The organism is Brevundimonas aurantiaca (genome assembly GCF_014199955.1).
Lineage (GTDB): Bacteria > Pseudomonadota > Alphaproteobacteria > Caulobacterales > Caulobacteraceae > Brevundimonas > Brevundimonas aurantiaca.
In genome coordinates this window covers 1-26,403 of sequence record NZ_JACHOQ010000016.1, presented here as the reverse complement: position 1 = coordinate 26,403, position 26,403 = coordinate 1, and the positions used below count along the sequence as shown (strand labels likewise).

The following is a 26,403-nucleotide window of genomic DNA, read 5'->3' as shown; positions in this document are numbered from 1 at the left end:
GCTGCGCAGACCGGCCTCTTGCCAACCCAGCCGATCACAGCTCAGATCAACCTAGGACTCTCGTTATGGCTGGATGAGAAACGGGGGTCACGTCAATCATCTGGAGGCGAGCCCGTGTCGGATCGAACTGGAGGTGTGGGAGACAAGGAGGCCGATCACGGCCTTCACGATCTCTATCGCGCCTATTCCGGTTGGCTCACGGCGCGGCTGAGGCAGCGCTTCGGCGACGAAACCGAGGACCTCGCCCAGGAGGCCTGGATCCGGGCCGCGCCATACAGTCGCAAGGGTCTGATCGAGCATCCCAAGGCGCTGCTTTTGAAGATCGTCGACAACCTGATCATTGATAAGGCCAGGCGGCGGGGGCCAGCGCCTCTCGGGGCCAACGATCGGCTGGACCCTGATCCGCTCGTGGATCCCGCCTCTCAGATCGACATGGTCCTTCTCAAGCAGATCGTTATGACGATGCCGCCCCGACTAAGGGACGTGTTCGTCTTGAGCCGTTTCGCGCATCTGGAGTATCAAGAGATAGGCGAGCGGCTGAACATCCCCGTGACCACGGTCCAATGGCGGATGATCAAGGCGCTCGAGTACTGCGCAGCCCAGTTGCGGCTGTAGCCGATGGGGAACGCCATGAGCGACCCGCAGAGCGCGACAGGCGTTGCGGACCGTGAAGCGGTCGAGTGGCATGTCCGACTCGGGGAACGCCCCGTGTCCGCCGACACGCTCCATGCGTTCAAGACGTGGCGCGAGACCGCTGGCAACGTGGAGGCCTATCACAAGGTCGAGCGTCTTTGGCGGAGCACGGGATCCCTCTCGTCGGATGGCGACATCCAGAACCTGACCCAGGCCACCTTGCGGACCTCAAGGCCAAGGACGAAACGCGAATGGTCCAGACGGCTCTTCCCGGTCGCGGTCGTCCTCGTCCCCGTGGCCGCCCTGGCGCTAGCGCTGGTCTTCTGGTTGCCCACGCGAGGCCTGTACGAAACGGAGATCGGCGGCCAACGGGTCGTCGCGCTCGACGACGGGACCCAGGTCCGGCTGGATACGGACACGCGGATCAGGGTGCGGTTCGCCTCTGGCGAACGGCGGATCGTGCTCGAACAGGGTCAGGCGTTGTTCACCGTCGCCCACGATGCGACCCGCCCCTTCAGGGTCGAGGCCGGGGGCACGGAGGTCACGGCCCTGGGCACCGTCTTCGACGTCCGGCGCGAATCCACCGGGGCGCGTGTGACCCTCGTCGAGGGATCGGTCGCGGTCACCGATGTCCAGGCCGAGACCCGCAACTGGCGCCTGACCCCGGGGCAACAGGTCCAGACATCGCGTCGTGACCCTGCGCCGGTTGCTGTCGATGCGACGGTCGAGACGAGTTGGTCGCAGGGTCACCTGGTCTTCCGGGGCACGCCGCTGCGCGACGCCGTCGCCGAGGTCAATCGCTACCTTCCGGACAAGATTGTCCTGGCGGCCGGGCCTGCATCGGAGGTCGCGGTCAACGGCTCCTTCGCCACGGGTGACAGGGACGCCTTCGTCGCGGCCGTCTCGGATCTCTTCGGTCTGACCGCCCAGCCGCAGGCCGACGGCGGCGTCCGCCTCACCGCGCGATCCGTCGGCGGATAAAAATTTCAGGCTCCAACTCAGATGAGATGACGGCCCTGCGTCTCCTGTTCGACGCGCCGTTGCGTCAGAGAGGACCTAACTCATGACCATCTGCACCCGAAGCCTGCTTGCCGGCGTCGCGCTCGTGCCCATCGCCGCCGTGGCCTTCGCCACCGACGTGCAGGCCCAAGAGGCCCGCGAGTTCAATATTTCCAGCGGCTCGCTGGACGCGGCGCTCATCGCCTACGCCCGGCAGGCCAATGTGCAGATGCTCTATACCGCCGACCTCGTGGCCGGCCTTCGGACACCGGGACTGAGCGGACGGCATGCGCCGGACACGGCGCTGGATCGCCTGCTCGCCGGAAGCGGCGTCGTCTGGTCGCGCAGTCGGCCGGGCGTGATAGTTCTGCGCCGGGCTTCGGCGCAGCAGGCGGCGACCGACGACGCCACCGTCATCGACGAGGTTGTCGTCACTGGGACGCTTTTGAGAGGCCCCGGGGAATCGCCGTCCCCCGTGACCGTGATCTCGCGCTCGGACCTCGACCGGCGCGGCGACGCCACGGTCGCCGACGCCCTCGTTCGGCTGCCTCAGTCCTATTCGGGCAACGCGACACCCAACAGCCTGCTGCTGGGCGCCGACTCGCTAGGAAGCAACACCTCGACGGCGACGGGCGTGAACCTCCGAGGGCTCGGGGCGGACGCGACGCTCGTTCTGGTCAATGGGCGGCGCCTGGCGGGGACCGGAATGAAGGGGGAGTTCGCCGATGTCTCGGCGATCCCGGGTGGAGCGGTCGAGCGCGTGGACGTGCTGCTCGACGGCGCCTCGGCCCTGTATGGATCTGACGCGGTGGCCGGCGTGGTGAACGTCATCCTGCGGCGGAGCTATGAGGGTCAGGAAACCCGGCTGCGCGCCTCTGCGGCGCAAGGCGGGGGCGAGGACCTGCTGGCGTCCCACCTGTTCGGGACGCGGTGGGAGACCGGCTCGGCGCTCCTGTCCTACGAGTATCAGCATCAATCGGCGCTCAACTCGGCGGACCGCGACTACACCGCCACCGGCGATCTGAGGCCCTGGGGCGGCACGGATCGCCGCAGCTTCTACGGGCCGCCCGGCAGCATCGTTGTGTTCGACGCGTCTCGCGGCGCCTATCGCAGCACCTATGCGATCCGACCCGGTCCCGACGGCACGGCGCGCACGCCGTCGGACTTCGAGGCAGGCGGCGCCAACCTCGGCAACCGGCGGGCCGACGTCGACATCCTCCCGCTCCAGGAGCGCCACAGCGCTTATGCGAGCGTCCGCCAAGACCTCGGTTCGCACATCGAAGTGTCCGCCGACGCCCGCTTCAGCCGGCGGACGTTCGAATACGCCAACCTCGCGCCCGTGAGCATTCTCACCATCGGACGCAACAACCCCTTCTTCGTATCGCCGACCGGTTCGGCCTCCCACCTGATCGCCTACAATTTCATCGGCGACCTCGGTCCGACCGAGAGCTACGGCATGTCGCGCAGCCTCGGCGGGACCGCCGGGATCGAGATCGCGCTGCCGAGGGACTGGACGCTGGAAGCCTACGGCGCCTTCGCCGAGGAGCTCAGCGAAGGCGGCACGAACAACCAGCTTAACAGCACCTTCCTCGCCGAAGCGCTGGGCAACGCCGTCGACAATCCGGCGACCTCCTACAACGCAGCCCGGGACGGATACTTCAATCCCTTCGGGTCGGGCGGGGCCAACGGCGACGCGGTTCTGGATTTTATCTCGCAGGGCTACACCTGGTCCCGCTACCGCAGCCGTATCAGCTCCGCCAATCTGATGCTGGACGGCTCACCCCTGAGACTGCCGGGCGGGGACCTCCGGATTGCGATCGGCGCGTCGTTCCGGCGCGAGGAGTTCAACCGTCGCAGCCAGAACTTCGCTTCGGGCGTGGCTCCGGTCATCACCATCGGCGACCCCCAGGTCCGCGACATCGGCGCCGTCTTCATGGAGGTGCGGGCGCCGCTGGTGGGCGAGGCCAATGCAATGCCCGGGATCAAGCGTCTGGAGCTTACCCTGGCGGGGCGCGCCGAGGACTATGACGACGTCGGCACGACCTCCAATCCCAAGATCGGCCTGATCTGGCAGCCCTCGGACCCGTTCACGGTTCGCGCCAGCTGGGGGACGTCCTTTCGCGCCCCCGCCCTCACCGAAGTCTTCGATCGGGTCCAGCTCGGTCCCCTGACCGTGTCCGACTCCGGGGTCAGCCGCGTGGCGATCCTGCAGTCCGGCGGGAATACCGACCTCGAACCGGAAACGGCCGATAGCCTCACCCTCGGGGTCGAATGGGCGCCCCGGCCCGGCATGCGGTTCAGCGCGGGCTATTTTGACATCCGTTTCGAGAACAAGATCGGTCGACCGGCGCTGGAGAACATCACCAGCATCCTCGTCGATCCGAGCCTGTCGCCGTTCGTCACCCGTCTCACGCCCGGGAATGCGGCCGATCTGGCTCGCGTCCAGGCTTTCCTCGCCGACCCGCGCTTCGTCTCGCCAACCCTTTATCCGGCGTCGTCCTACTCGGTGATCCTCGACGGCCGATGGGCCAACACCGGCGAACTGAACGTCGAGGGGATCGATCTGGCGGGCAGCTACGACTTCGACGTAGGAGACAACGCTTTCGGTCTCTCCCTCTCGGCATCCTACCTGCTGGACTACAGCCGTCGGGTGACCCCGGTGGCCGTTCGCGAGGACGTTCTCGGGTTGGTGGGCTTCCCCGTCGATCTCCGCGCCCAGGCCGCCGCAACCTGGACGCGCGGGGACTGGTCGACGCGGATCGGCGTCAACCATGCCGCCGACTACCGCGACGCGGCGGGGCGGACCATCGACGCCTTCACGACCGCCGATCTTCAGCTGCGCTGGGCGGGGGTCGGAACCGGATTGGCCGAGGGCGTCGAGGTGGCCCTGACGATCCAGAACGTCTTCGACGCGGACCCGCCCTTCTATGACTCCCCGCAAGGCTTCGGCTTCGATCCGGGGCAGGCGGGTCCGCTTGGCCGGGTCGCGGCGTTCCAGCTGATCAAGCGCTGGTAGGCCGTCATGCCCCGAGCTGCTTCGAGCGTACGCCAGACGGCGTCCGCAGGACGCCGCGCGCGTTCGCGCGCATTTGTCGCCGCCTCGGCCTTCATCCTACTGTCGGGCGCGGGATGGGGTGCTGCCGCGCAGATCCCACAGAACGCTCCGGCGGGAGTTGAGGTCGCCACCGGATCTCCCTCGCCCGCAACACCGGGTCGTCCCTATCGCACGGATGACATGCTCGCGGCGGAGTCCTTCGGCAACGCCACCATCGATCCGACGGGGCGGTGGGCGGTGTTTGAACAACGCGCGCCCTACGACCAGGCGACGTCGTTCGAGTTCGGTCTCCGCAACCCATGGACCGTGAGCCGTCTGAAAGTGGTGGATCTGGCCTCGGGCCGGCCTGCTGAGAGCCTCCTTCGGCCGGAGGAGAGAGACGGCCACGTCCTGGGGCCCTGGTCGCCGTCCGGGCGCAGACTCCTGATCTTCCGTCTCAGAGATCACCGGTGGCAGGCCGGGGTCGTGGAAATGTCGGATCGGACGGTCCACTGGTTTTCCCTGTCGCCGGAGCTCTCTGTCTTCGGGGAGGCGGCGCAATGGCGTTCGGACGACGAGCTCCTGCTGCTGGTGAGACCCGATGGATCGTTGCCGCAATGGTTGGCCAGCGGTGCGCGAGGCAGGCGAGCGCTCGAGGCGCGCTGGCGTGCGACGGACGCCGGTGGACCGGCGCAGCGGACCTCCCTCGGCAGCGGCGCCTTCGCCGGCGACATGCCCCAGCCTCCGCAGAACCAGGCGGTCAGACTCGACGTTCGTTCAGGCATCGCCACCCCGCTCGCCGCAGGCTGGTTCTACGACCTCGAACTCTCCCCGGACGGAGATCGCCTGGCGCTGGTCGAGACCGCCACGGCGGCGACCTTCGACCCGACAACAGCGTTCGAGCCGCAGGCCATTGATCGGGAGCGAAGGCTTCGCATTGCCGACCTGCGGACGGGCGCCGTGACCTCGCCGCTGGGCGACGCCGATATCGCCCCGAGCCTGCTGGCCTGGTCGCCGGCCTCGGATCGTCTGCTGGTGTGGGCGCGCGGCGCCGAAGGATGGGAGGCCGGCGACCTTCTCGGCGTCGACCCGGACGGTGACGCCGTGCAGCGCTACGATCTCGGCGGTCTCAGGCCCTACACCGGCGGCGGGGTGGCCACATTCAACAGCGTCTATGCGGACTGGCTGGGAGACTGGCCTGTCCTCTTCGCCCACACCGCGACGGGCGAGCGCAACGACTGGCACCGGCTCGGACGCCAGGGCGCCGTCAACCTGACGGCGGCGCTCAGTCCGCCGTCCGTCGACATCGGGGCCATCGACGGGGAGCGGCTATTGCTGGTCGCCGGAGGCCGCCCTTGGGCCGTGACCGTCTCTGGCGAAGCCGCGCCGATGGTCGCTCCGACCGGCGTCGTGACCGGCTTCGACGGCGCAGGCTATCTGGAGTCGCAGCGACGCCAGCGGAACTCTCCACCCCGGCGGGGCTGGATGGCGGTGCGCCTGTCCGATGGTGCGATCGCCCGCCCGGACCTCGATCCTGACGTGATGGCGACGGGCGACGCCTTCGTCTCCGGCGTCTACGCCGGCGCCGACGGCGTCATCGTCCGCACCGTGGAAAACGGGGTCCAGACCTTGCGCCTTCAGCAGCCGGGTCGCCCCGACCGGACACTGTCGATGATCAACGCATGGATGGGAGAGATCGACTTCCCCGAGCCCGAACGGGTCCGCCATCGGGGGGCGGACGGCGTAGAGCGGTTCAGTTGGCTCTATCGCCCCCGGCAGTGGCGGGGGGAGAAGACGCCTCTGGTCGTTCTCTCCTACCCAGGCGGCCCTGCGGCCGCGCCGTCGGAACCCGCCGCGCTCAACGCCTGGGCCAACCCCCAGCTTGTCGTCTCCGGCGGATATGCAGTGCTGATCCCGATCGTGCCTCTCGACCGGGAGAAGGAGCCCGCGGAGGACTACGCTGAGGATGTCCTGGCGGTGGTCGACGCCGCCCTCGCGCAGTACCCGGATCTGGATCCGGACCGCGTCGCGCACTGGGGACACAGTTTCGGCGGCTATGCTGGGTTGGTCGCCGCCACGCAGACGGACCGGTTCAAGGCCATCATCTCCGTTGCGGGCCTGTCAGATCTTGCGACCGCCTGGGGCGAGTTTTCTCCCGCCAACCGGGACAATCCGGAGTTCGGACTCTCCTTGCGCCAGCGCATCGGATGGGCCGAGGAAAGCCAGGGGCGAATGCGCGCGCCGCCCTGGACCGCGCCTGACCTCTATGTCCGGAACAGTCCCCTGTTCGGCGCGGACCGGATCTCGGCACCGGTTCTTCTCGTCCACGGTGACCGCGATCTTCTGCCGAGCACCCAGTCCGAGATCATGTTCTCGGCGCTCTGGCGACAGAACAAGGATGCACGGCTTCTCACCTACTGGGGCGAGGGCCATCACCTCTGGAGCCCGGACAATATCCGGGATCTTTACACGGAGATCGTGGCCTTCCTCGACCGCACCCTCAGCTCGGGCGAGGTCCCGCCGGTACTCAGACCCCAGCCCCGATCGCCTCCCAGCGCCGGACCCAGCTCTCCATCACTGCCGCCATCGTGAAGTCCGGGACGCTGCCTTTCCAGAGCAGACGGTCAGGGTCGAGGAGGGCTTCCGTACGACCCCGGTCGATAAGTCCGCGCGCAGCGAGGCGACCCCCGAGCAGGTGGTCTCTCAGGAACGGAATGCTCGCGGCCGCCTGGCGCCCGAAGTAGGCGGTCATCTCACCCTTGGATCGCCTGTGCAGGATTTCGGGCGGCAGTCTGTCGGCGAAGGCCGCGCGCGCCAGCCTTCGATCGGCCCGACCGTCGTCGGTGAGGAGGGGAACGGACAGTCCGAGCGCCAGTTCGACAACGGGCTGAGCCAGAAGCGGATGGATCAGGTCGGCAGCCTCCGTTCGGCGGCACTGGCTCTGATAGGCCAGGCCCGCCGCCACGGATTCGATCTGGAGACGTTTGGCCGGCGGGACCGTTTCCAGCCCGCGTAGCCACGGATGCAGATCCCTTTCTGCATCGTGCGAAACGCTCTCCGGATTGAAGATGGACAGTCTGCGTGCCGACCGGTCGAGCGGAGCGCGTCGCGGTGTGCTCAGGGCGGTGCGCAGAAGGGACCAGGTCGATCGGCGTGTCCACCGCGCCAGTTGCGGTAGTGCGGGGCTGAACACAGCGCCGAGACCCCGCTCGCGAAGGACGTCGGTGAAGATGTCCGGAACCCCCATCTGGAAGAAGACCCCGTCGCCACCCTTCCCGGTCAGGAGGGCGTCGACGCCGGCCTCCCGGCAGGCTTCCGCGACGGCCGTGTCGAACGAGTAATCTCTTCCATTCACTCCGGGTCTGGGACCTCGAGCGGTGACCTCGAACCCTTCCGTCGTCATCGGCCTGATCGCGCGTTGAACGCAGTGCGGTTCGAAGCCGAGGCGATCTCCGAGGGTTCGAACGAACCGACGCTCGTCGCCTTCGGCGAACGGGCCGAACATGTTGAACCAGAGGTGCGGGGTCGCTCCCCCAGCCTGAAAGCCGCCGGCGACAATCGCAGAATCGAGCCCGCCGGACACTTCGACGCCCGGCCGTTCGATGACCTTGGCGAAGGCGGCGAGGCAGCCGTCGATCCGGCCTCTCAGCCAGGCTGCGGCTTCGCGGGGATCGGAGGTGACCGAGGCGGTGAAGTCTACCGGACGCCACAGCGGAGTCGTTCGCCGGGCGTTGAGATCGGTCAGGTCGCCGGCCTCGGCGACCCTGATCCCGATCAACGGACTGGCCGCGGTCGCATTGATGGGGTCGCGCAGCAGACCGCCCACCACGTCCCAGTCGATCTGGACCGGCGGCGCGGCGCTTTCCAGCAGCCAGTCGGAGAGTTCGGAGGTGACGACCTGGACACCTTCGTACCGCCAGGCCGCGCATTCATGGGCGCCGGAAGGGTCCCGCAGGATCTGGCGGACCTGGCCTCGCGGCGTCCTGAACATCCCGATGTACCGCCCCCAGTACCGCCGGATCAGGGCGCGTGCGCGGTCGGCGTCGTCGCCGTGCGTCGGGATAGGGGTTCGATCCCCGTCGAGGGCATCGAACAGGTCGCCGAGGACGAGCAGATGCTCGCCGGCGGGATGGTGGACCGCCAGGGGCCTCGGCCCCTTCGTGCCGAGCCACGCCTGCTCCATGACCTGGACCGGGACAAACCCTCGGGCCTGGGCTTCAGCCACAAGGCCTTCGGCGAGAGCAAGGTTGCTGGTGTCGGACCAGGCGAGATGCAGAAAATGCCCCACCTCAGACGACCATGATCGGGGTGTAGACGGCGACCCGGTCCGGCTCGTCGTCGAGCACCGCGTCGCCGACCTGCAGCCAGCAGTGGGCGGAAAATGGCCAGGTGCGAACCCCGAACACCCATCGCACGTCTCCGCCTGCGTCCCGGATCAAGGTCCTCAGCAGGTGCGCCCGGTAGAGGCAGGCGCCCTGTCCCGGCGCCCAAGGCAGGAGGCGCACGAAGGCCGCCGTCAGACGGGCGACCTCCTCTTCGGACAGGCTCGAGGAGGGGGAGCGCCGGCGGTGCGTGGCGAGCAGACTCGCGAGGGATCGGGATTCGAAATTCCGTCCCTCGCGCCACCAGGACCACCAGAACCGCGTGGTCGCAACCACATCGATCGCAGGCGACGGCGGCAGGGGAAGGGCTCGGGTCGGCGCCGGCGGCGCGACGGCCCGGGTCTCACCCGAGGGGCCGAGAAACCCGCCGTCCCGAAGTTGCTCCAGCACGGGTTCGGGGGCGACGATAAGGTCGCCACGGACTTGTATCACCGTTCCGGCGCCGGGCAGGCAGCTGTAAGCGTCCGTCCGTTCATCGAGCACAATGACGTCTTCATCGACGACAGCAAAATGCAGATGCTCCCAAAGGTGGGCGAGAGCGCTCCCCGGCTCGGCGACGAAGGGCGTGGGGGAATCGAAGGTCTGGTTCTCCATGAGGCACGCGCGCGGCGGCTGGGGACGAGCGCCGCAAAAGGCGTTCGTCCCCGAGGCCGTCAGGCCCCGCCGTCGTACGGCATTTCCTCGTGTTCGAGGGGCGGGCCGATCACCGCGCCCCTCGTCAGAACAGTGACGGGACCGAGGTCGATCAGTCGGATCTGAGCGATGCCAGTCATGAGAGCCTCCAGGTTGTGAGGCCGCAGGATTGCGGCAGCCTATGGAGCCGCTCCGAAGCCGGCGGTCGCAATCTATATCTGTCGTGTATTTGAGCCTTGTCGATCGGACAGGAGCGAATGCACAAACGTCGCCGCGACGGCTGTCGGGCGACCGGTCATCCTCAATGTGGGGCAAGACGAGCGCCGCGAACGACGCTCGTCCCGGGCGATCAGGCCACGCCGTCGAACGGCGTCTCTTCGATCTCCAGCGGCGGCCCGACGATGGCGCCCCGGGTGAGGGCGGTGACGGGTCCGAAGCCGATCAGTCGGATCTGAACGGTGCTGGTCATGGTAGCCTCCATTCGCAAGTCGCCGCGGATTGCGGCAGGTCATGGAGCGCCCGCGGTGACCCCAGCGGCAATCTATATCTGTCGTGTATTTCAACTGCTGCGGCTCAGACCTCATCTTCCGGCGGTTTGCCCGCCAGACGGTCGCGGCCCGCGTCGAGCCAGGACTCGGTTTCCTCGCTCTTGGCCCGGTTCTCTTCCTCCAGCTTGCGGAAGGTCTCGGTGAAGGCCTCGATCAGGGCGCGGGGATCGAGCGTCAAAAGCCGGTCTCCCATCTTCCGGACGAACTCGCCCAGGGCGATGAGGAAGATCAGCATGAGCTTGCTGTCAGCCGTCTGACGCGCGAACTCGATCGAGCCGAGCGAAGGGCCGAGCAAGAGCGACCACGGGTCGCAGTTCGTCGCGACGGCGAACCGGTGAACGTAGTCGAGGTTCACCCGGCCAGCGCCGGCTTCAAAGTATTCGTAGGTGCGAAGCGGCAGGTTCATGGCGGTCGCCACCTGCTGGGCGGTCATGTTTCGGGCACGCCGCACCGTCCGCGCCGCCAGACCGATCAGCCGTGCATCACTCAACTTTTCTGGTGGATCGGAAAGCATAGGCGATTCGACCTTTCACCACTGAAGGTGCTGTGTTGGGTGTGTCGAATCAATGCAGGCGTGTGCGACTTTTTTGAATGGTTCCGGAGCGAGACGAAGAACCCGCAAGAAATCGGCGGGGCGCGCGCCAGAGCATGGCGGCCTGTCCGAAGAAGATTTTCGCAGACGAACTCGCCGGTCTGGGGAACGATGCTTGGGTGGACGATCAGGGGGCGGACCGGGGTCCGAGCAGATCGGAATCTGAACATGGCGCGTAATCGCGACCCGTTCACCCAGGCGCTGTCGTCTTTGCGTGAGCGTATTCATTCGGGAGCCCTGGCCGGCGGGTCGCCGGTCATTGTTCAGGACGAGGCCCGGCGGCTGCGCCTGTCGACCACGCCGATCCGAGAGGCTCTTGCTCGGCTGAGCGGAGAAGGACTGGTCGAGCGTGCGTCGACCGGCGGTTATGTCACCCTGCGGCTGGACGCCACCGCAGCCCGTGACCGTTGGGCGATGCATGGCCACTACGTCCGCATCGCCGTCGAGGTGAACCTGCGCGCCCTCGGAGCCGTGCGTCCGCCGGCGCCCGCTTACGAACACGGTCGTCCCATAGCGGCCGTGAACCGGCTGTTCGCGACCATCGTCTGCAGCGCCGGCAATCAGGCCTTGTGGGACGGATTTCAGAAGGTGAGCGGACAGCTCGATCTGGTGCGCCGCCATGAGGCGACCCTGTTTGACGATCTCTGTGACGAGGCGATAGGGCTCTATACCGCCTACAATGAGGAGGCCGCGCCCGCGTTCGCTGCGACCGTCGGGCGCTACCATGACCGGCGCATCGGGGCGGCTGGCGCACTGGCCGCTCTGGTCTTCGCCGGCGTCGGGCCTCGGGAAGAGGTGGCGCGAAGTGGGACGGAGTGAGGGGATCAGGCGGCCTCGATCACCAGGATCGTTGTGCGTGAGCAGCGGCGCTCGTGATAGGATTCCAGCAGACCCAGGAGCGCCGGGATCCGCCCGTCGACGATCACCTCCACCATGGTCCTTACGGTCGCGCCGTCAGTTTCTTCATGGATGCGCTCGGCCTTGAGAACGGCCTTGAGCCGGTCGACGACACGTTGATGGGCCAGCACAAGCGCGGCGTTGGTCGACTGGTTGATGATCGCGTCGAAAAGGGCCTGAACGCCGTCGAGCGGATCGACCGCAACGGCCGCCTTGCGCAAAGGTGTGAGCCCGCGGGGGTAGAGGGTCAGCGCGGCGTGGAGATAGGCGAGCTGGAGTTCGAACAGGTCGATGATCTCCGCCGGGCTCAGCGACGGGTAGAAGTAGCCGCGTCCGCGTCTGCGCTCGATGAGCCCTTGTCCCGCGAGACAGGCCAGGGCTTCCCGGACCGGCGTGGCGCTCAATCCCACCTCCGCCGCCAGCTCCGTCACCACGATCGGCTCGCCCGGAACAAACCGGCCCGCCTCGGCGAACCGCTTTAGAGCACCCAGAGCCGCTCCATAGGGGTCTCGTGGTTCGGAAGTCTGCATGACGCCCTCGACTGAACAATGGGCGGACCGGGAAACGGGGGGAGGCCGATCCGATTACACAAGTTAGTGCAGATATATTTGATGCAATGCAAGGTTATATTTTGACCGCCAATAGATTGCGTGTGACCCGCAACTTTTTTGCGGACGATCACCGAACTTCTTGCGTATTGGGAGCTTCGGAGGGCGTCGTTCTACTCCGGTCGTGTGATAGTCTGTCCAGAGACAGCAACTGGGGGGCGAAGTCGGTCCTGTTCCGCGATATCTGGCGTTCGCGCGGTCGGCCCAATGCCGACCCCCGCCCATTCAAGAGGACCGCGCCCGCATGACCCAACGTTTCGAGACGCAGATCCAGTTCACATGCCCGGATTGCCACGCCCTGGCGGTCACGAGCGCGGAGGTGCCCGAGCCGGACTGGAGCGCAGCCGAAAGCATGTCGGACCTGAACTCCGAGGGCGAAACCGAGGTCGAATGCCCCCACTGCGAAACCGTCTTTGAGGCCTATGTCGTGAACAGCGCAGGCAGTTGCGAGGTCAGGCTCAACGCCCATCCTGAGACGGCGGTTTCGGCGGATGTCGCCTTCTACTCTCCCGAGGAGGATTGGTCCGACTACGCTCTCCCGGAAAACCCGCTCTCAATCTGGGCGGAGTCGTTCGAGCAGGCGCAGGCCTATCTCGATGCCCACGGCTCGGACGACGGCGGCGCCCTGATCAATCGGATGGTCTTCTCTCAGCACGTTGCGGCTCTCGAAGCCTTCCTCGGCGACACGCTTCTCAAGGAAGTGCTGGGCGACGAGAAGCGTCTGGGGCGGCTTCTCGCCGGCGACAAGGAACTGGCGAAGGAAAGGTTCACCCTGGCGGAGATCCAGGAAAATCCCGGCCTGATCCGAGACAGGGTCGGGGCCTATCTGGCCGACATCCGCTACCACAACCTCGCGAAGGTCGACACGCTGTACCGGATCGCTCTGGAGGTCGAACTCCTCAAGGAGCAAACACAGAGGGAGAAGCTGTTTGTCGCGATTCAGCATCGTCACGACTGCGTCCATCGAAACGGCCGCGACAAGAACAACGAGAAGCTGACGGTCTTCACCAAAGCCTATGTGACCGAAACGGCTGAACTCTTTCGGGCCCTGATCGAGAGGGTCGACCTGGCGCTCTCGCCCTTTTGAGTGACGGCTGGGCGGCGCACCGCTCCTGTCGGCGGTCCCGGTCCGTCGATCAGGTGCAAACGTTCGGCGCCCACGTCACCTCACCACGCACCCACGGCCTCGGTCGGCCATTCTCCGATGATCGCGCGTCGCCTGCACAACCGCGCCGCACGACGCCGGGAAGGGCTTCGCGCGAGCGGAATTCAGGGCCTCCGGATTGGCCGATCCGCTGCGATCGTGCGCGGGTTACGGCGCGCGACAACGATGATGTGCCGCAGGTCGGAAAGCTTATGCAGAAACCCTTGAATCCGTGGGCGGGATGCCACCGGGATCGTCGAGAGCACGACATCGAGAGGCAGTTCGAGGGGTGGGTAACCCGAGGCTTGTTGAGGGGCGTGGGTCTTGAGGACGACGCCGTGCGCCTGGCTCGCCGCCCAGGCCCCTTCAAGCAGTCCAAGCCAGTTCATGGACACCACGCGCCCTGTGCGGCCGGCCGCGATTTCCTTTACCCCCGCGGTCGCAAGCGCACGCATGCGCTCGCCCTCTTCGCCATCGACCGAGAGCCGATCATTCTGCGGCAGCTCTCGGACGTGTCCCAGGGTTCGTTCGATCAGGACGCCGGCGATCATCGGCTCCAGCGCCTGACGGACAGTGTCTTCAGAGGCGAGAACGCCGTGAGGCTCGAGCAACTGCAGTGCGAGCGCCAGCTCGGGAACGCGAGCCTGCATCATCGCGGTCCGCAGAGGCGCCAGGTTCGACGGATCGATCTTCAACGATCCGCCGATCAGTCGGATCGGCAATGTCCAGTAGGTTGAAGGAATGTGCTGGATGAGCGGGTTTGGTCCGCCGAAAGCATCGATCAAAAGGCGGATGTAACTCGGCCGGAGCGAGCCCTGCGCCGAGACGAAGGTTTCCGCCCAGGCGCGGAGGCGGGGCTGGTTTTCGGGGGTCTGGAGAAACTCCAGAACGCCCTCCTGCGCGAGGGTCCCGTAGAGGACATGGTCGCCTGCCTGCGGCGGGCAGCTCAACATCCGGGAGGCCACGAGGAATTCGGCGAACGACCGGTGCGGGAAATAATAGATGTCGCCGGCTTTCCGCTCCAGGAAGGCCCCGGCGAGATACTCCCGACGCTTGTGTTCGACCTCGTGCGCGTCTCCATCCGGCAAGTCCGCGAGAAGGTCCGATGGAATGACCTCCGCGACGAAGCTCGTTGCTGCGGCCCGATCTCTCCAAAGCCAAAAGGCGAGTTCGGCCAGGAAACGAAGTCGATCTTTCTCGCCGATGGGGGTGCGGGCGGGCTTCTCGGCCTCACGGCGCGCCAGCGACTGAAAGAACTCATCATAAAGCGACCAGCGCGACGGGCTTCGGCGCAGTCGGGTCAGATCCTGTTCGCGGTCCGCCGCCATTTCGGCGAGGATTTTCAGATGGACGGGGCGTCCGAAAACCGCAGGGTCCGCCGCCGCGAGTTCGGACACCTCCTGGCGACGCTTGTCGACCCACTCCGCATCCGCACCCCCATCGCCCGAGGTTCCGGCCTGATAGGCCAGAAAGCCGGCGATGAAGAGATCGCGCTCCGCGTCGCTGAAATCGGCGAGGCGGTACTCCCTGAACTCGGGCCAGCCCGGCAGCTTGCGCCAGCGATCCTGCGCAGGGATGCGCCCTTTCAGTACATAGTGGTGTTCGGCGTCGGTGGTGAATGCGGAGGGGCGGCCCAGCAGAACCACCTTCGCCCCCGGTGTGATGAGCTGATTGAACTGACCGACCTGCGCGCGGAACTCCGAGAAGGACATCGCGTGCTTCATCTCGTCGAAGCCGTCGAGGACGATCAGGAAACGGCCCTTGCTGTTGAAGTCCAGGAAGCGGGTGAAGTTGTATCCCCGGACATTGTGCTGACTCGTCAGCATCGCGCCGAGGAAGCCCTCCAGATCGCTGTAGCGGGACAGCCCGCCGAGCTTGATCAGGATCGGACGGCGAGCGCTGGGATCCGTCAGAGCCTGCGCCGCCTGCTGCGTCACGAGGCGTTTGGCGAAACTCGATTTGCCGGCCCCGTAACCGCCGAGGATCGCCAGCGGCGTGGGGTCTTCCGTAGCCAGCCATGCCACGACCTCGTCGATCAGACCGACGACCTCGCCTTCGGATTCGGCCATGGCCAAACATCGAGGACCCCCGGATATCGGCACGCCAAGGTTTAAGTCGAAGGTATTTGCCTGATCTCGCCATCGGCAACGAAGCCGGCAAGCCGCCGCTTTGCCTCCCGCCTTCTCTAGGCGCCTTTCGCCTAGAGAAGGCGCTCAAGCGTCGCTAGAAATTGCATGACATGCATACGTTTTGCAGGCGTGGTCGCCTCTAGGCGTGCAGCGAGCCTCCCGAGCTGATCGACGGTGGATGTCGCCTTCTCCCCACTGAGCCACGCCTCCAATGCGGACGTGGCCTTCTTCCCCGGCTTGACGGCGTTCGAGAGGATTTTACTGAGGTGTGGCTGGGTCATTCCGCAGGCGATCGCGACCTGCGCCTGGCTTAAGCCCAGCTCCGAAATCCTCCGCCTGATAGCGTCCGTATCGAGCATATTTCGGTTGACCAAACACCATGTAATGCATACAAATTGTATGCATTACATGGAGCTTCGGACCTTGCAACGCATCATCGGCGGCTCGGACGGAAATTATCGCTTTCTGGATCTTCCAGACGCTGACGAGTGGGTCATGCCAGGGGTCCGCTGGGGCGCTTTCGAACACGCCCTAACCCCGGCGTTCTGGGTCAGCCAAGCTTGGCTCGAAGGAACGCCGGCGGAAGGGTTCCAGCTCTGCAACACGCTGGTCGAAGAAGTGGTGACGTGTTTGCTGGGCGGCCATGGCGCCCCGGCGGAAGTTGGGCTTGCTGCCTCCGAGCGAGTGATCGATGCGTTGAACGCCGATCCGGAAGGCGCGCACGATCTGGCGTGGGCGGAGCGCTTGTTGACAGAGCCCCTGACCGTACACGGCCGTCAAATCCGCTATCGGTTCGCCTCCCAAAGAGCGAAGTATCTAGCTGGCACACTCGCCGGCCTGAACGAGATCGACGAGGACGACCTCGGCGATCTGGAGCTGCGAGACGCCTTGTGCGGGCTACCAGGCATTGGCCCCAAGACGGCATCGTGGATTGTTCGGAACCGGCGCGGTAGCGATGCGGTCGCCATTCTCGACGTTCATATCGTGCGGGCCTGCGTCCACATGGGCGTGTTCCCGGACAAGGCCGATCCCGCCCGTCATTACCTGGATCTGGAGCGCCGCTTCCTGGACTTCTGCATCGGTGCCGGCGCCAAGGCATCGCTTATCGACGCCATCATGTGGGGGACGATGCGGCGACTGGACCGCTCACTGATGAAACTACTGATTGACGGTGAAACGCCGATCGACGAGCGTCTGCCCCTACTCGAATGGGGGGAGAATCAATGTCAGGTAGTGGCGGAACGCGTAGCGACTCCAGAAGCTATGGGTCGGGTCAAACAGGCGGCGCGCAGGCGGGCGGAGCCGGTGGGGGGGCGGCGGATTCATGCATGATCGTGCTGCGCGGGCCGATTAACAGCCCGCAAGCAGCCATTCTTGCAGGCATGGTTCCGGGGAATACCCTGCAGGTCGCAGTCGATAGGACAGGCGCCGCCCCCGTACTGGTCGTGGAGAGAACACCTGGTGTTCGGGCCGGGTCTTTGACAATGGCCAACTACCTTAGCGTCATCACCTGCATCGACCGTGGCTTCGACTATGAAGCCACCATCATGACCATCAACGGCGGCATCTACGACGTGCGGATTGCCCGCGTATGACCACGTTCACGATTGTCGGCGGCGTGTACCGCGAACGATGCGTCGAGCCGCTGTGGGACGCCATATATGGTTCGGCAGGCCGAGCGCTGGCCGCGACCACGCAAATCGCCCCTGGGGCTCGTCTGGTTTCCTATGTCGATTCCGCCACGGCGACCGGTGCTCAAGCCCTGGCTGACGATTGCGGCGCCACGTTCGAAGGTCACCCAACACCCGCCAGCGTGTGTTTCGACTATCTGCACCCGTTGGCCGCGCCCCGGATCAACCCTCAACCAGGGACCGTGACCAACGAGCCCATCACCGTCTCCGGTGACGTGGTGTTGCGCTACGGGATGCTCGAAGGCGACGCCGTCGTCCACGCCAAGAAAGCCATCTACGACCCTCAATCCTCGTTCGGAACCCAGCCATTCGGCGCGAACGGTTCCACGGCGGAGCGCCTGGCCATAGTCCTCAACAAGGCGGAAGCGAAGTCGATGACCGGGATCGAAGATCCCGAAATCGCCGCTAAATCGCTGCTCGGCGATGGCGTCGAAGTGGTGGTGTTGAAGATGGGCCCCCTGGGCGCCCTGGTGATGACAGCCGACAGGGTTCAGCGGGTTCCGCTCTACAAATCAGCCAGCGTCTTCAAGATCGGTTCTGGGGATGTCTTCTCTTCGACTTTCGCTGCGCTCTGGGGCGTTCAGGGACTCGACCCCTTCGAGGCAGCAGACATCGCCTCCCGAGCAACGGCCTATTATTGCGAAAACCGCAGCCTGCCTCCGCCCGATCCGGAGGCGTTGCGTCAACAGAGCTTCGAGCCTCTGACGCCAGGCAAGGGCACCGTCTATCTCGCCGGACCGTTCTTCGACATCGGCCAGCGGTGGCTCGTCGAAGAGGCAAACGACTATCTCTTGGAAATGGGGGCGAACGTGTTTTCGCCTGTTCACGAGGTGGGGCCTGGCCCGGCGGACATCGTCGCTCCGGAGGACATTAAAGGCCTGGAGAGATCAGACGTGGTGTTTGCCATTCTCAACGGCATGGATCCCGGCACCATTTTCGAGGTCGGGTACGCTGTGAAGAAGGGCATCCCCGTTGTCGGCCTGGCCCAGAACGTCCGCCTCGAAGACCTGAAAATGATGGAAGGTACCGGGTGTGAAATACACAGCGATTTCGCGTCGGCCATCTATAGAGCCATCTGGGCCTTGCCCGCCTGATGGCCGCCCTTCTGCTTTCAGGCGGAATGGACTCGGTCAGCATCGCTTGGTGGAAACGACCGACGATCTCGATTTTCGTCGATTACGGACAGAAGCCCGCCCAGGCCGAAGAGGCTGCTGGTCGGGCCGCTGCCGAAGCGATGGGGCTGCGGTGTGAGGTCGTTCGGGCGGATTGCTCCGCCTTGGGCTCAGGCGACTTGGCGGGGCGCCCGGCGTCAGCCGTGGCACCGGCGAGCGAGTGGTGGCCGTTCCGCAACCAGCTGATCCTGACGCTGGCGGGAACGGCGGCGCTCCAGTTCGGTGAAACCGAACTCATGATCGGGGCGCTCAGGACGGACGGCCACCACGCGGACGGACGACCAGAATTCATCGGGAAGATTTCTTCGCTAATGGAAATGCAGGAAGGCGGACTAAGGGTGAGCGCGCCAGCGATCGGCTACTCCGCACCTGAGTTGGTCGAGGTCTCCCAGATTCCGCAAAGCGTCCTAGCGTGGGCTCACTCATGCCATACGGGCAACCTTGCCTGCGGGCAGTGCAGAGGCTGCGTCAAACATTTCGAGACGTGGGAAGCCCTTGGCTGGACACCCCACTGAACCGAAGCCGAACGCGACCGGAGAATGGTCGCCATTCGAATGGCCCGTTGGACCGTCGGAGCCATGCGCGGCGCCCTGGCCCGGCGCTGATCGGCTGTTTGCCGATGTGGCGTGGTCCCGCCGCTCAGCCGTCGGCGAGAGTATTGGCCTTGGCCCCGCCGGCAACCTTCTTCACCATCTGACAAAAGATGCCGACGACAGGCTCGTCGGCCGCGCGGGTATTCCAGTCCATCGGAGGATCACACCGTCCGCCGGAGGTCTTCACCCCTATAGCTTCCTATGCATCGGAGACGAGGACCGTCGCGCCCTCCTCTACGACCCGGCCACCCACGCCTTCATGCCGATGGCTGTTTCTAATCACGACCTGTACGGTCTGAATCATAGAGAGGTGTCGGAGATCTTGGGCTCCGCTCCTGGCGTTACGGTTCGCGTCGTGATCGACGCCGCCAAGGTTTCCGCCGCCTACCGCAATCCTGAAACTCTCATTCTTCGCGACGCGGGCGCGATCTTGTCCGTGGCGGGCATGCTGGCCGAATGGCTCGATCTGCTTGCCTGCCCTCTCGGGTTCATGGGCGGCGCTTTCCTTAATGTGATCGGCCTGCCTTCTGAGCGATTTATTGGAGCCGGCGGCTTTCAGTTGTCAGCCAAACAAGCCTGACAGCTAGAGGGGGCCACAATTCTGGGCACCCGATGACAGGCGCGCCGGTCAGTGGCGGACTCCGCAGGCGGACGAACTGGCCGGCGATCATCACGTTCCTGGTGCTTTCGGTGCTGTCACTAACAGCGGCGCTCGTCTCGACGGGTCCCGACGATGTCGTGCGTTGGGGCGGGGCCATGGGGCTGGTGGTCTTATCATGACGGGCGGGCTGGCCGTTCTCTATCGCCATGCGCCGACGTTCTCGCGGCCAGTGAATGACGCTCAAGATAAGGCGGCATAGGCGGCTCGCCGCGCCGAGCGGCGCGACCGACGGATCAAGGTTCCCGACTCGCGCGCCGTCGCTGATGCGCCAAGAGCGGACACCAACTGCCCGCCAACAAGACGACATTCCAATCGAGGCTCCGGGCTATCGAATGCCTGTGACCTCTCCGAGTGCCAAACACGGGAATCCGCTCTATTGCGGACAACAACATTCTCCGCCGCGATGCACTACCCGACCGTCACCTGATGCTCGGGGGTGAGGCAGCGGCCCAAATTGCTCGCTTCACCCCGCACAGCAGGAGAGCTTTGCTACATCCATGTCGAAGGTCTGTGCGGCGAGTTTCAGACCTTCGACCGTGGTCAGATAGGGGAAGATCGTCGCCCCCAGCTCGGCGGCCGTCATGCCGTGTTTGATCGCCAGCACCATCGTCTGAATTGCGTCCGCGCCTTCGGGGGCCATGATCTGCCCGCCGAGAAGGCGGTCCGTCGTCTTGTCGGCGATCAGTTTGATGAGCCCGCGTGTGTCGCGCGCTGCCAGTGCCCGGGGCACCTGATTGAGTGCGAGCAAGGACACCTTGATATCCAGTCCGCGCGCCCTCGCCGCCGTTTCAGTAAGGCCGACACTCGCGACCTGCGGGTCGGTGAATACCACCGCCGGCATGGTGCTGTTGTCGTAGCGATGGTCATTGCCGCCGACGGCGTTGCGCGCGGCCAGCTTCGCGGCATAGGCCGCCATATAGACGAACTGGTCACGCCCGGTGACGTCCCCGGCTGCGTAGACGCCTGGGGCCGTGGTCTCGAGATGGGCATCGACGACGATCCCGCCATGGCGGGACAATGCGACGCCCCGTGACTCCAGTCCCATGCCGTCACTGTTCGGCTGGCGGCCCGTCGCGATCAGCACCTGCTCTGCGGCGATGACCTCGACCGCCGCATCCCGGTCGCGCGCCGCGCCCTTGCCGGGCGGACGGTCGCAGGTGAGTTCGATCCCGTGCTTCGCGTGCACAATCCGCTGGTAGCCGACCCCGGTGCACACCCTGATACCCTCCGCCTCCAGATAGGTCTTAAGGGCGACGCTGAACTCCGGGTCCATGTCGGGCAACAGCCGGCTGCGGCAACAGATCGTGACGGCCACGCCAAGCCGGGCGAACATCTGTCCCAGTTCAACACCGACTACCCCACCGCCGATCACCAGCAGCGACCGGGGCAAACGTTCAAGCGCCAGCGCCGAAGTGCTAGTGAGCCACGGGACGCTATCCAGCCCCGGAATTTCGGGAACGGCGGCGCGCGCGCCCATCGCCAGAATAATCTTGCCGACCGGCATCGGTGCATCATCGACGAGCAACCTGCCGTCGACAAAGCGCGCCCGGCCTTCGACATAGGTCACGCCCGGATAGGCCGGCAGCAGGTCGACATATTTCTTCTGCCGCAGACCCGCGACCAGCTCATCCTTCGAGGCCGCGAGCGCAGCCCAGTCTTCCAGCTTGAGGCTGCCCCCCAGGCCGGGAAACCGACGGGAAGCCTGGCCGGCATGAACCGCTTCAGCGGCCCGGATCAATGTCTTGGACGGGACGCAGCCGACATTGACGCAGGTGCCGCCGATCGTCCCATGGCCGACCAGCGCCACCCGGGCACCCAGATCGGCTGCGGTGATCGCGGCGGAGAATCCCGCCGACCCCGCGCCGATGACGGCGACGTCGAAACTCGCATGGCCGGATTTTTTCGCGGTACCCGAACAGCAGTCGAGGTCCTTTGCGGGCTTGTTCATCGTGCAGTCCGTTCTGTTGGGTGGGCCAGTAGTGTCATGGGTTCAGCCGACGCGCGCGTGAGTGGCCTCAGACCATCGATCCGATGTCCGAGGCGAAGCTGGGGTAGGCAAAAATCATGGCCTTGATCTGGTTGGCGGTGAGCCCCGCGCCCATGGCCATGGCGAACAGATTGATCTGTTCCTCGGCCCCCGGCCCGATCAGATGCGCGCCGAGGATCAAGCCGGTTTTCTGTTCCACCAGCACCTTGAATCCGCTCGTGGTCGCCCCGACCCGCATCGACGAATACCAGCCGGAGGTCTTCTCGAAATGCGTATCGAACTCCAGACCCTTTTCCGTCGCCGCCGTCTCGGACAGCCCCACGGTCGCGACCGGCGGCAGGGTGAAGACCACGCTGGGTATCGGCGGATAGGACACGAGCCGTGCGTCCTTCCCGGCCAGAAGGTTCTTGCCCGCGATCCGCCCTTCATAGGCCGAGACCGGGGTCAGGTTCAGCCCGCTGTCGGCACAATCCCCGGCGGCGAAAATGGCGGGATTGGTGGTACGCATGGCGGCGTCGACCTTGATTCCGCGCTTCCCGGCGTCCACCCCTGCAGCCGGCAGGTTCAGATGGTCGATATTGGGCACGCGACCGGTCGCATGGACCACCAGATCGCAGGTCAGCACCTGGATGCCGGACGGCGTTTCATAGGACACGGCGAATTCGTCGCCCTGCTTCTCGACCTTGAGGACTTTCGCCTCGGTCTGCACGTCGATGCCCAGTTCGGTCGAGGCCTCCACCAGCATCGCCACCAGATCGGCGTCGAAGGGCCCGAGCGGCCGCCCGGCCATTTCCAGAACCGTGACGGCGCTGGCTCCGGCGCGTTGGGCGATATGGGCGAACTCCATGGCGATGAACCCCCCGCCGACAAAGACGATCCTGTCGGGGCGCTCGGACAACTCCAGAAATTCCGTGCTGGTCGTCAGCAGGTCCTCGCCGGGAATGTTCAGCGTCATCGGCCGTGCGCCGGTGGCGATGTGGAAATGCTTCGCGCGCAGGGTCTCGCCGTTTAGCGTGATCGTATCGCGCCCGATGAAGCGTGCTTCGCCATGCAGCGGGGTGATTCCGGCCTTGCGGAAGCCCGCTTCGATGCGCGACGGCATGGCGTCGGTGAAGGTGCGCTTGAACGCCATCATCTCGGGCCAGTTGACCGAGGGCCGCGCCTCCAGGCCCTTGCCGGCCATGGTGTGGGCCCAGTCCACGCCTTCGGTGACGGCAATCAGCATTTTCTTGGGATCACAGCCCCGCAGCGCACAGGTGCCGCCGTAGGGCAGGCTGTCGATGCTGGCGACTTTCCACCCCGCCGCCGCCGTCATCCGGGCGACGCCGTTGCCGCCGGTCCCGGCCCCGATCACGATCAGGTCGTAGTCATATGTGTCGGTCATGTCAGTCTTCTCCATTTCGGGGGCCTGCAGCCTCTGACGATCGGCGCTGTCCGGTGGGCCGTCGATCAGGTGGTCTTCATCCGCCGCCGACGCCGCCAGACGGCATAGACCGTCAACGCGGCGAACACGGCCAGCGCGGGCAGCAGCACAACATCGAGCCAGCCCGTCAGCGCAGAAAGCCCGACGACGCCCAGCAGCACCACCAGCACCGGAGCAAAGCAGCACAGCGCCACAATGACGGTGCCGATCACCCCCATCCGCAGCAGCAGGCTGTCGGTCCCGTCCGTCTTGTCAGCCTTGTCAGCCATAACGCCGTTTGATCCTGAAGACGCGCAGCCTTCCCCGGCTGCAGCCCGAGGCCGGGATGCACGCGATGCATTGCGTTGGTGGCCTGGTCCCACCCCCATGCGGGGGGGCGGGAGCTCTGGCGCCGATGAAGGCCGTCTTGTTGCCTGCGGGGCCTAGTTTTGTACGACGCGGGCGGGATAGCCGGCATTGGTCGAGGCGGCCGCGATCTGCGCGGCCGTGGCGCGCGCCGGGTCGTAGGTGGCGCGGGCCGTCTTTGCGGCGAAGTCCACTTCGACCGAGTTGACGCCCGGCACGCTCTCCATCGCCCTGCGCACCGTGATCGGGCAGGTGGCGCAGGTCATGTGCTCAATGGCGAAAGTCGTCTGCTGCTGGGCAGCGGCGGTCGCCGCCGGACGGTTCTGTGCCGGTCCATCAAACGCGACGGCGGCACCGACGCCAGCCACGGCCACAACGGCCAGGCCGATCAGAAATGTCTTTTTCATGGGTCTTTCCTCTCAGTAAAAATAGGGAGCCCACCAGTTGAGGGTGAGCGCGATGATGACGACGGCCAACCCGAACCAAAGGGCCAGTTTCGTGGTCCGCGCCGATTGCGGGCGAGCGCAGTAGGTCCCGTCCTCGCAGGGCGGCTTCGGCTTGAAATAGACGTGCCAGAACCCGTAGCCGAGCAGGGCCAGGGTGACGGCGGCGACATAGGGTTTGTACGGCTCAAGCGCCGTCAGGTTGGCGATCCACGCCCCTGAAATGCCAAGCATGACCAGCACCAGCGGAACGATGCAGCAGGCCGACGCCAGCACCGCGCCGATCAGCGCGCCGCCCGCGATCCATCGGCCCTGCTTCGCGCCCTCGTCCGGCGTTGATGCCGGTGGCTCCGGCTCCGGTGCTGAAAACATCGATAAGTTCTCTCGATTTCTTTCTGACTGATTTCAGCGTAATCCCTGTAGTTGCTACAGACACAAGGGCTTTTTTCATGGTGCTTCAGACGGGCTTGTTGCGGGCCCAATTGGCGAAGCTGACCGGGTGCAACCTCGAAACCATCCGCTATTACGAGAAGGTCGGACTGCTGCCCCCGCCGCCTCGTTCGGCCAACGGTTACCGGGTCTATTCGCCAGACCTGACGCAGCGGTTACGGTTCATCCTGCGTGCGCGGGATATCGGCTTCTCGATGGAGGAGACCCGCTCGCTGCTGGCGCTGACAGACACCGGGACCCAGACCTGTGCCGAGGTCAAACACAAGACCGAAGTGCAGCTGGAGGATGTGCGCGCCAAGATTGCCGATCTGCGGCGGATGGAACGGATCCTCGCCAACGCCGCCGCGAAATGCTCGGGCGGGGAAGTACCGGAATGCCCGGTTCTGGAGGCGCTTACGTCAGACTGAGGGCGCAGAGCGGACCCTGGTAAGGTCTGAAATGAGTCATCAGCCGACAGTTAGTTCTAGATAGACCGATTGCTGCGGGTCAGTTCCGTTGTGGGGCGACGGCGCTTGGTTGAATAGCTCTGTCGCCCCACAACTCTTACCGATGCCGTGTCCAGCTTGGCGCAAGCCGTCCACACGAACTGACCAGAGGCGCCCAATTGTTTGGCTCCACACAGACAGCGGCGCCTCGTCCGCTATTGTCTTCCAAAAGGCGGGGGCATCTCCCCCCCTACTTCAGAGGCCAATCCCATTTCAGCCACTGGAAATCGCACAGCCGTTAAGCTTCCGGTTGTGATGTCCCTGGATGTTCGGCCGTTCCGAAAATAGGCCTTAGTGCGAGTTTAGCGTTGTCACAGCCTCCCTGCAGGCGCCCCGCCTATGCGTTCGATGACTTCCCCGAGGACGACGCCGTCTGGGAAGTGGTGATGTACGGCGCCGTGGATTCCACCCCTGTCGCTTGGATGGGTGAGGTGCTGCTGGCGGATTGGCGCTGGCGCTTCAGAGAAGGCTCACAGCCTTTGCCACAGATGCGCCTGCTGCGCCGGGCTCTGAGCGATGTGGCTGGCCTTCCAATTGGAAGTCGCTGGCGCAACGGCGAACCCGTGGCGGATAAAAGGGGACCGCAGATCGCCACCATTGAGGTCGATAGGATCTCTGGCCTGCCAACCCACAAACTCGGCGATGCCGACCCGACATGGGAAAAGACCGACCGACCTCCCTATCCAGTCACCGGCTTTGCCGATGCGCCGGTCTGGCAGATAAAGTCCGGCCCCGTTGACCGCTACTATGTCCCGGCGATGGAGCTGATCCGATACGTCTTCGGGGGCACGGCGTCGTTCCTCAAGCTGACGGTCGAAGGCGGCCACAAGATCGCGCCAACCTTCCGCCGGCAGGTGTTCGACGCATCCAATAGTGGCCGCGCCTCAGACGACCCCTCAACCGTCCATATCGCCGCCTACCGGCCGCTATCTCGGCACGAGGCCGAGATCGCCGCTCGCATCGTCACCAACCCGCAAATGCATACGGCGTTCCGACGCGTCTTTGCGTCGGTTCAGACTGCGGTGGCCGGCAAAGGTCGCATCTATCCTGAAACCATCTACCCCTATGATCAGCCTACGAAGTGGCATGTCGAATGGCGCTGGACGCGGGTCACACCGGGCGAATGGCGAAAGCTCATCACCCGCATACACGCGATCGAGGCGCCTTTCGATGTGAAGCGGATCGTCGTCTCGCTGACAGGCGGGGAGGAACGTCAGGACGACGAGAAGCGACGCCCCGTCTCACGGCGGCGAGGGACCAGAGGCTCCGAACCTCTGCGAATTCTGCCCGACCAGCCCAGCGCATCAAACCTCGCTGAAATGCCCCTCAGCAGCCAGCACACCCACCATGATCCCGGTTTCGTGCTGGACCACGTCATCATCAAAGACGGTGAGCCGAGCAATGTCGTCGTAATCGAAGGCGACACCTATGAGGTAACCGTAGGATCCTTGACGTGACCTGACGTGACCCCCTGAAACTCCTCCAGGAATAGCTAGAGTCCGCCCAACGAAGGACGGACAGAATGAAGCGATCGAGGTTCACGGAAGAGCAGAT

Annotated in this window: 24 protein-coding genes; 13 read left to right on the top strand and 11 right to left on the bottom strand. The window is 65.3% G+C overall.

Going from position 1 to position 26,403, the window contains the following annotated elements; translation table 11 throughout:
- Positions 1-114: 114 nt before the first annotated feature.
- The 4 genes from GGQ93_RS16350 (at position 115) to GGQ93_RS15930 (ending at position 7,258) form a co-directional block, all read left to right on the top strand.
- Positions 115-615, top strand: a complete 501-nt coding sequence (locus GGQ93_RS16350) for an RNA polymerase sigma factor (protein ID WP_197019695.1) — start codon at positions 115-117, stop codon at positions 613-615.
- Positions 616-618: 3 nt separating this feature from the next.
- The gene (locus GGQ93_RS15940; protein WP_081836075.1) at positions 619-1,614 is read left to right on the top strand and encodes a FecR family protein; all 996 of its coding nucleotides are present in this window, start codon (positions 619-621) and stop codon (positions 1,612-1,614) included.
- Positions 1,615-1,696: 82 nt separating this feature from the next.
- Positions 1,697-4,648, top strand: a complete 2,952-nt coding sequence (locus GGQ93_RS15935) for a TonB-dependent receptor (protein WP_035305712.1) — start codon at positions 1,697-1,699, stop codon at positions 4,646-4,648.
- 219 nt (positions 4,649-4,867) lie between these two features.
- Entirely contained in the window at positions 4,868-7,258 is a 2,391-nt protein-coding gene (locus GGQ93_RS15930) for a S9 family peptidase (RefSeq protein ID WP_035305709.1), read from the top strand.
- On the opposite strand, the gene GGQ93_RS15925 is transcribed toward GGQ93_RS15930, so the two are convergent.
- The 3 genes from GGQ93_RS15925 to GGQ93_RS15915 all read right to left on the bottom strand — a co-directional run bounded on the left by GGQ93_RS15925 (position 7,194) and on the right by GGQ93_RS15915 (position 10,743).
- On the bottom strand, positions 7,194-8,891 hold the full coding sequence (locus tag GGQ93_RS15925) for an asparagine synthase-related protein (RefSeq protein ID WP_183218350.1): 1,698 nt from the start codon (positions 8,889-8,891) through the stop codon (positions 7,194-7,196). The genes GGQ93_RS15930 and GGQ93_RS15925 overlap by 65 nt on opposite strands.
- 64 nt (positions 8,892-8,955) lie before the next feature.
- The gene (locus tag GGQ93_RS15920) at positions 8,956-9,642 is read right to left on the bottom strand and encodes a lasso peptide biosynthesis B2 protein (protein WP_052004694.1); all 687 of its coding nucleotides are present in this window, start codon (positions 9,640-9,642) and stop codon (positions 8,956-8,958) included.
- Positions 9,643-10,254: 612 nt separating this feature from the next.
- Positions 10,255-10,743 carry a helix-turn-helix domain-containing protein gene (locus GGQ93_RS15915; protein ID WP_147399891.1) on the bottom strand — a complete coding sequence of 163 codons (489 nt, stop codon included), beginning with the start codon at positions 10,741-10,743 and terminating at the stop codon, positions 10,255-10,257.
- A 246-nt stretch (positions 10,744-10,989) separates the two neighbouring features.
- Here GGQ93_RS15915 and GGQ93_RS15910 point away from each other — a divergent pair, with 246 nt between their 5' ends.
- Positions 10,990-11,640: a GntR family transcriptional regulator gene (locus tag GGQ93_RS15910; protein WP_052004693.1), complete on the top strand. Its 651-nt coding sequence runs from the start codon at positions 10,990-10,992 to the stop codon at positions 11,638-11,640.
- A 5-nt stretch (positions 11,641-11,645) separates the two neighbouring features.
- On the opposite strand, the gene GGQ93_RS15905 is transcribed toward GGQ93_RS15910, so the two are convergent.
- A complete protein-coding gene (locus GGQ93_RS15905) occupies positions 11,646-12,248 on the bottom strand; it encodes a GntR family transcriptional regulator (RefSeq protein WP_081836073.1) in 603 nt (200 codons plus the stop codon).
- 397 nt (positions 12,249-12,645) lie between these two features.
- On the opposite strand from GGQ93_RS15905, the gene GGQ93_RS15900 reads away from it, so the two are divergent.
- Positions 12,646-13,413, top strand: coding sequence for a hypothetical protein (locus GGQ93_RS15900; RefSeq protein ID WP_147399892.1), 768 nt, complete (start codon positions 12,646-12,648; stop codon positions 13,411-13,413).
- 182 nt (positions 13,414-13,595) lie between these two features.
- On the opposite strand, the gene GGQ93_RS15895 is transcribed toward GGQ93_RS15900, so the two are convergent.
- A complete protein-coding gene (locus GGQ93_RS15895; RefSeq protein WP_183218348.1) occupies positions 13,596-15,539 on the bottom strand; it encodes an NACHT domain-containing protein in 1,944 nt (647 codons plus the stop codon).
- Positions 15,540-15,670: 131 nt separating this feature from the next.
- Positions 15,671-15,958: a helix-turn-helix domain-containing protein gene (locus GGQ93_RS15890; protein ID WP_066552804.1), complete on the bottom strand. Its 288-nt coding sequence runs from the start codon at positions 15,956-15,958 to the stop codon at positions 15,671-15,673.
- A gap of 64 nt (positions 15,959-16,022) precedes the next feature.
- On the opposite strand from GGQ93_RS15890, the gene GGQ93_RS15885 reads away from it, so the two are divergent.
- The 5 genes from GGQ93_RS15885 to GGQ93_RS15865 all read left to right on the top strand — a co-directional run bounded on the left by GGQ93_RS15885 (position 16,023) and on the right by GGQ93_RS15865 (position 19,635).
- The gene (locus GGQ93_RS15885) at positions 16,023-16,931 is read left to right on the top strand and encodes an endonuclease III domain-containing protein (RefSeq protein ID WP_174086660.1); all 909 of its coding nucleotides are present in this window, start codon (positions 16,023-16,025) and stop codon (positions 16,929-16,931) included.
- On the top strand, positions 16,928-17,194 hold the full coding sequence (locus tag GGQ93_RS15880; RefSeq protein ID WP_156494705.1) for a hypothetical protein: 267 nt from the start codon (positions 16,928-16,930) through the stop codon (positions 17,192-17,194). Before GGQ93_RS15885 ends, GGQ93_RS15880 begins: the two co-directional genes overlap by 4 nt.
- On the top strand, positions 17,191-18,384 hold the full coding sequence (locus tag GGQ93_RS15875; RefSeq protein ID WP_066552802.1) for a PfkB family carbohydrate kinase: 1,194 nt from the start codon (positions 17,191-17,193) through the stop codon (positions 18,382-18,384). Before GGQ93_RS15880 ends, GGQ93_RS15875 begins: the two co-directional genes overlap by 4 nt.
- Positions 18,384-18,977 (top strand): 7-cyano-7-deazaguanine synthase, encoded by a 594-nt coding sequence (locus GGQ93_RS15870; protein WP_066552799.1) that lies wholly within the window; start codon positions 18,384-18,386, stop codon positions 18,975-18,977. Before GGQ93_RS15875 ends, GGQ93_RS15870 begins: the two co-directional genes overlap by 1 nt.
- A gap of 433 nt (positions 18,978-19,410) precedes the next feature.
- A complete protein-coding gene (locus tag GGQ93_RS15865; protein WP_156494703.1) occupies positions 19,411-19,635 on the top strand; it encodes a hypothetical protein in 225 nt (74 codons plus the stop codon).
- A gap of 544 nt (positions 19,636-20,179) precedes the next feature.
- On the opposite strand, the gene merA is transcribed toward GGQ93_RS15865, so the two are convergent.
- From merA to GGQ93_RS15840, 5 genes are all read right to left on the bottom strand, one after another.
- Positions 20,180-21,664, bottom strand: a complete 1,485-nt coding sequence (gene merA / locus GGQ93_RS15860; RefSeq protein ID WP_021696246.1) for a mercury(II) reductase — start codon at positions 21,662-21,664, stop codon at positions 20,180-20,182.
- Positions 21,665-21,731: 67 nt separating this feature from the next.
- A complete protein-coding gene (locus GGQ93_RS15855; RefSeq protein ID WP_021696245.1) occupies positions 21,732-23,087 on the bottom strand; it encodes a dihydrolipoyl dehydrogenase family protein in 1,356 nt (451 codons plus the stop codon).
- A 65-nt stretch (positions 23,088-23,152) separates the two neighbouring features.
- The gene (gene merF / locus GGQ93_RS15850) at positions 23,153-23,395 is read right to left on the bottom strand and encodes a mercury resistance system transport protein MerF (RefSeq protein WP_021696244.1); all 243 of its coding nucleotides are present in this window, start codon (positions 23,393-23,395) and stop codon (positions 23,153-23,155) included.
- Between the two features lie 153 nt (positions 23,396-23,548).
- The gene (locus GGQ93_RS15845) at positions 23,549-23,878 is read right to left on the bottom strand and encodes a cation transporter (RefSeq protein ID WP_021696243.1); all 330 of its coding nucleotides are present in this window, start codon (positions 23,876-23,878) and stop codon (positions 23,549-23,551) included.
- Positions 23,879-23,890: 12 nt separating this feature from the next.
- Positions 23,891-24,286, bottom strand: a complete 396-nt coding sequence (locus GGQ93_RS15840; protein ID WP_021696242.1) for a mercuric transporter MerT family protein — start codon at positions 24,284-24,286, stop codon at positions 23,891-23,893.
- A 77-nt stretch (positions 24,287-24,363) separates the two neighbouring features.
- Between GGQ93_RS15840 and GGQ93_RS15835 the strand changes: the two genes are divergently transcribed.
- Positions 24,364-24,771 carry a MerR family transcriptional regulator gene (locus GGQ93_RS15835; protein WP_045318677.1) on the top strand — a complete coding sequence of 136 codons (408 nt, stop codon included), beginning with the start codon at positions 24,364-24,366 and terminating at the stop codon, positions 24,769-24,771.
- Between the two features lie 464 nt (positions 24,772-25,235).
- The gene (locus GGQ93_RS15830) at positions 25,236-26,306 is read left to right on the top strand and encodes a hypothetical protein (protein WP_174086658.1); all 1,071 of its coding nucleotides are present in this window, start codon (positions 25,236-25,238) and stop codon (positions 26,304-26,306) included.
- Positions 26,307-26,403: the final 97 nt, after the last annotated feature.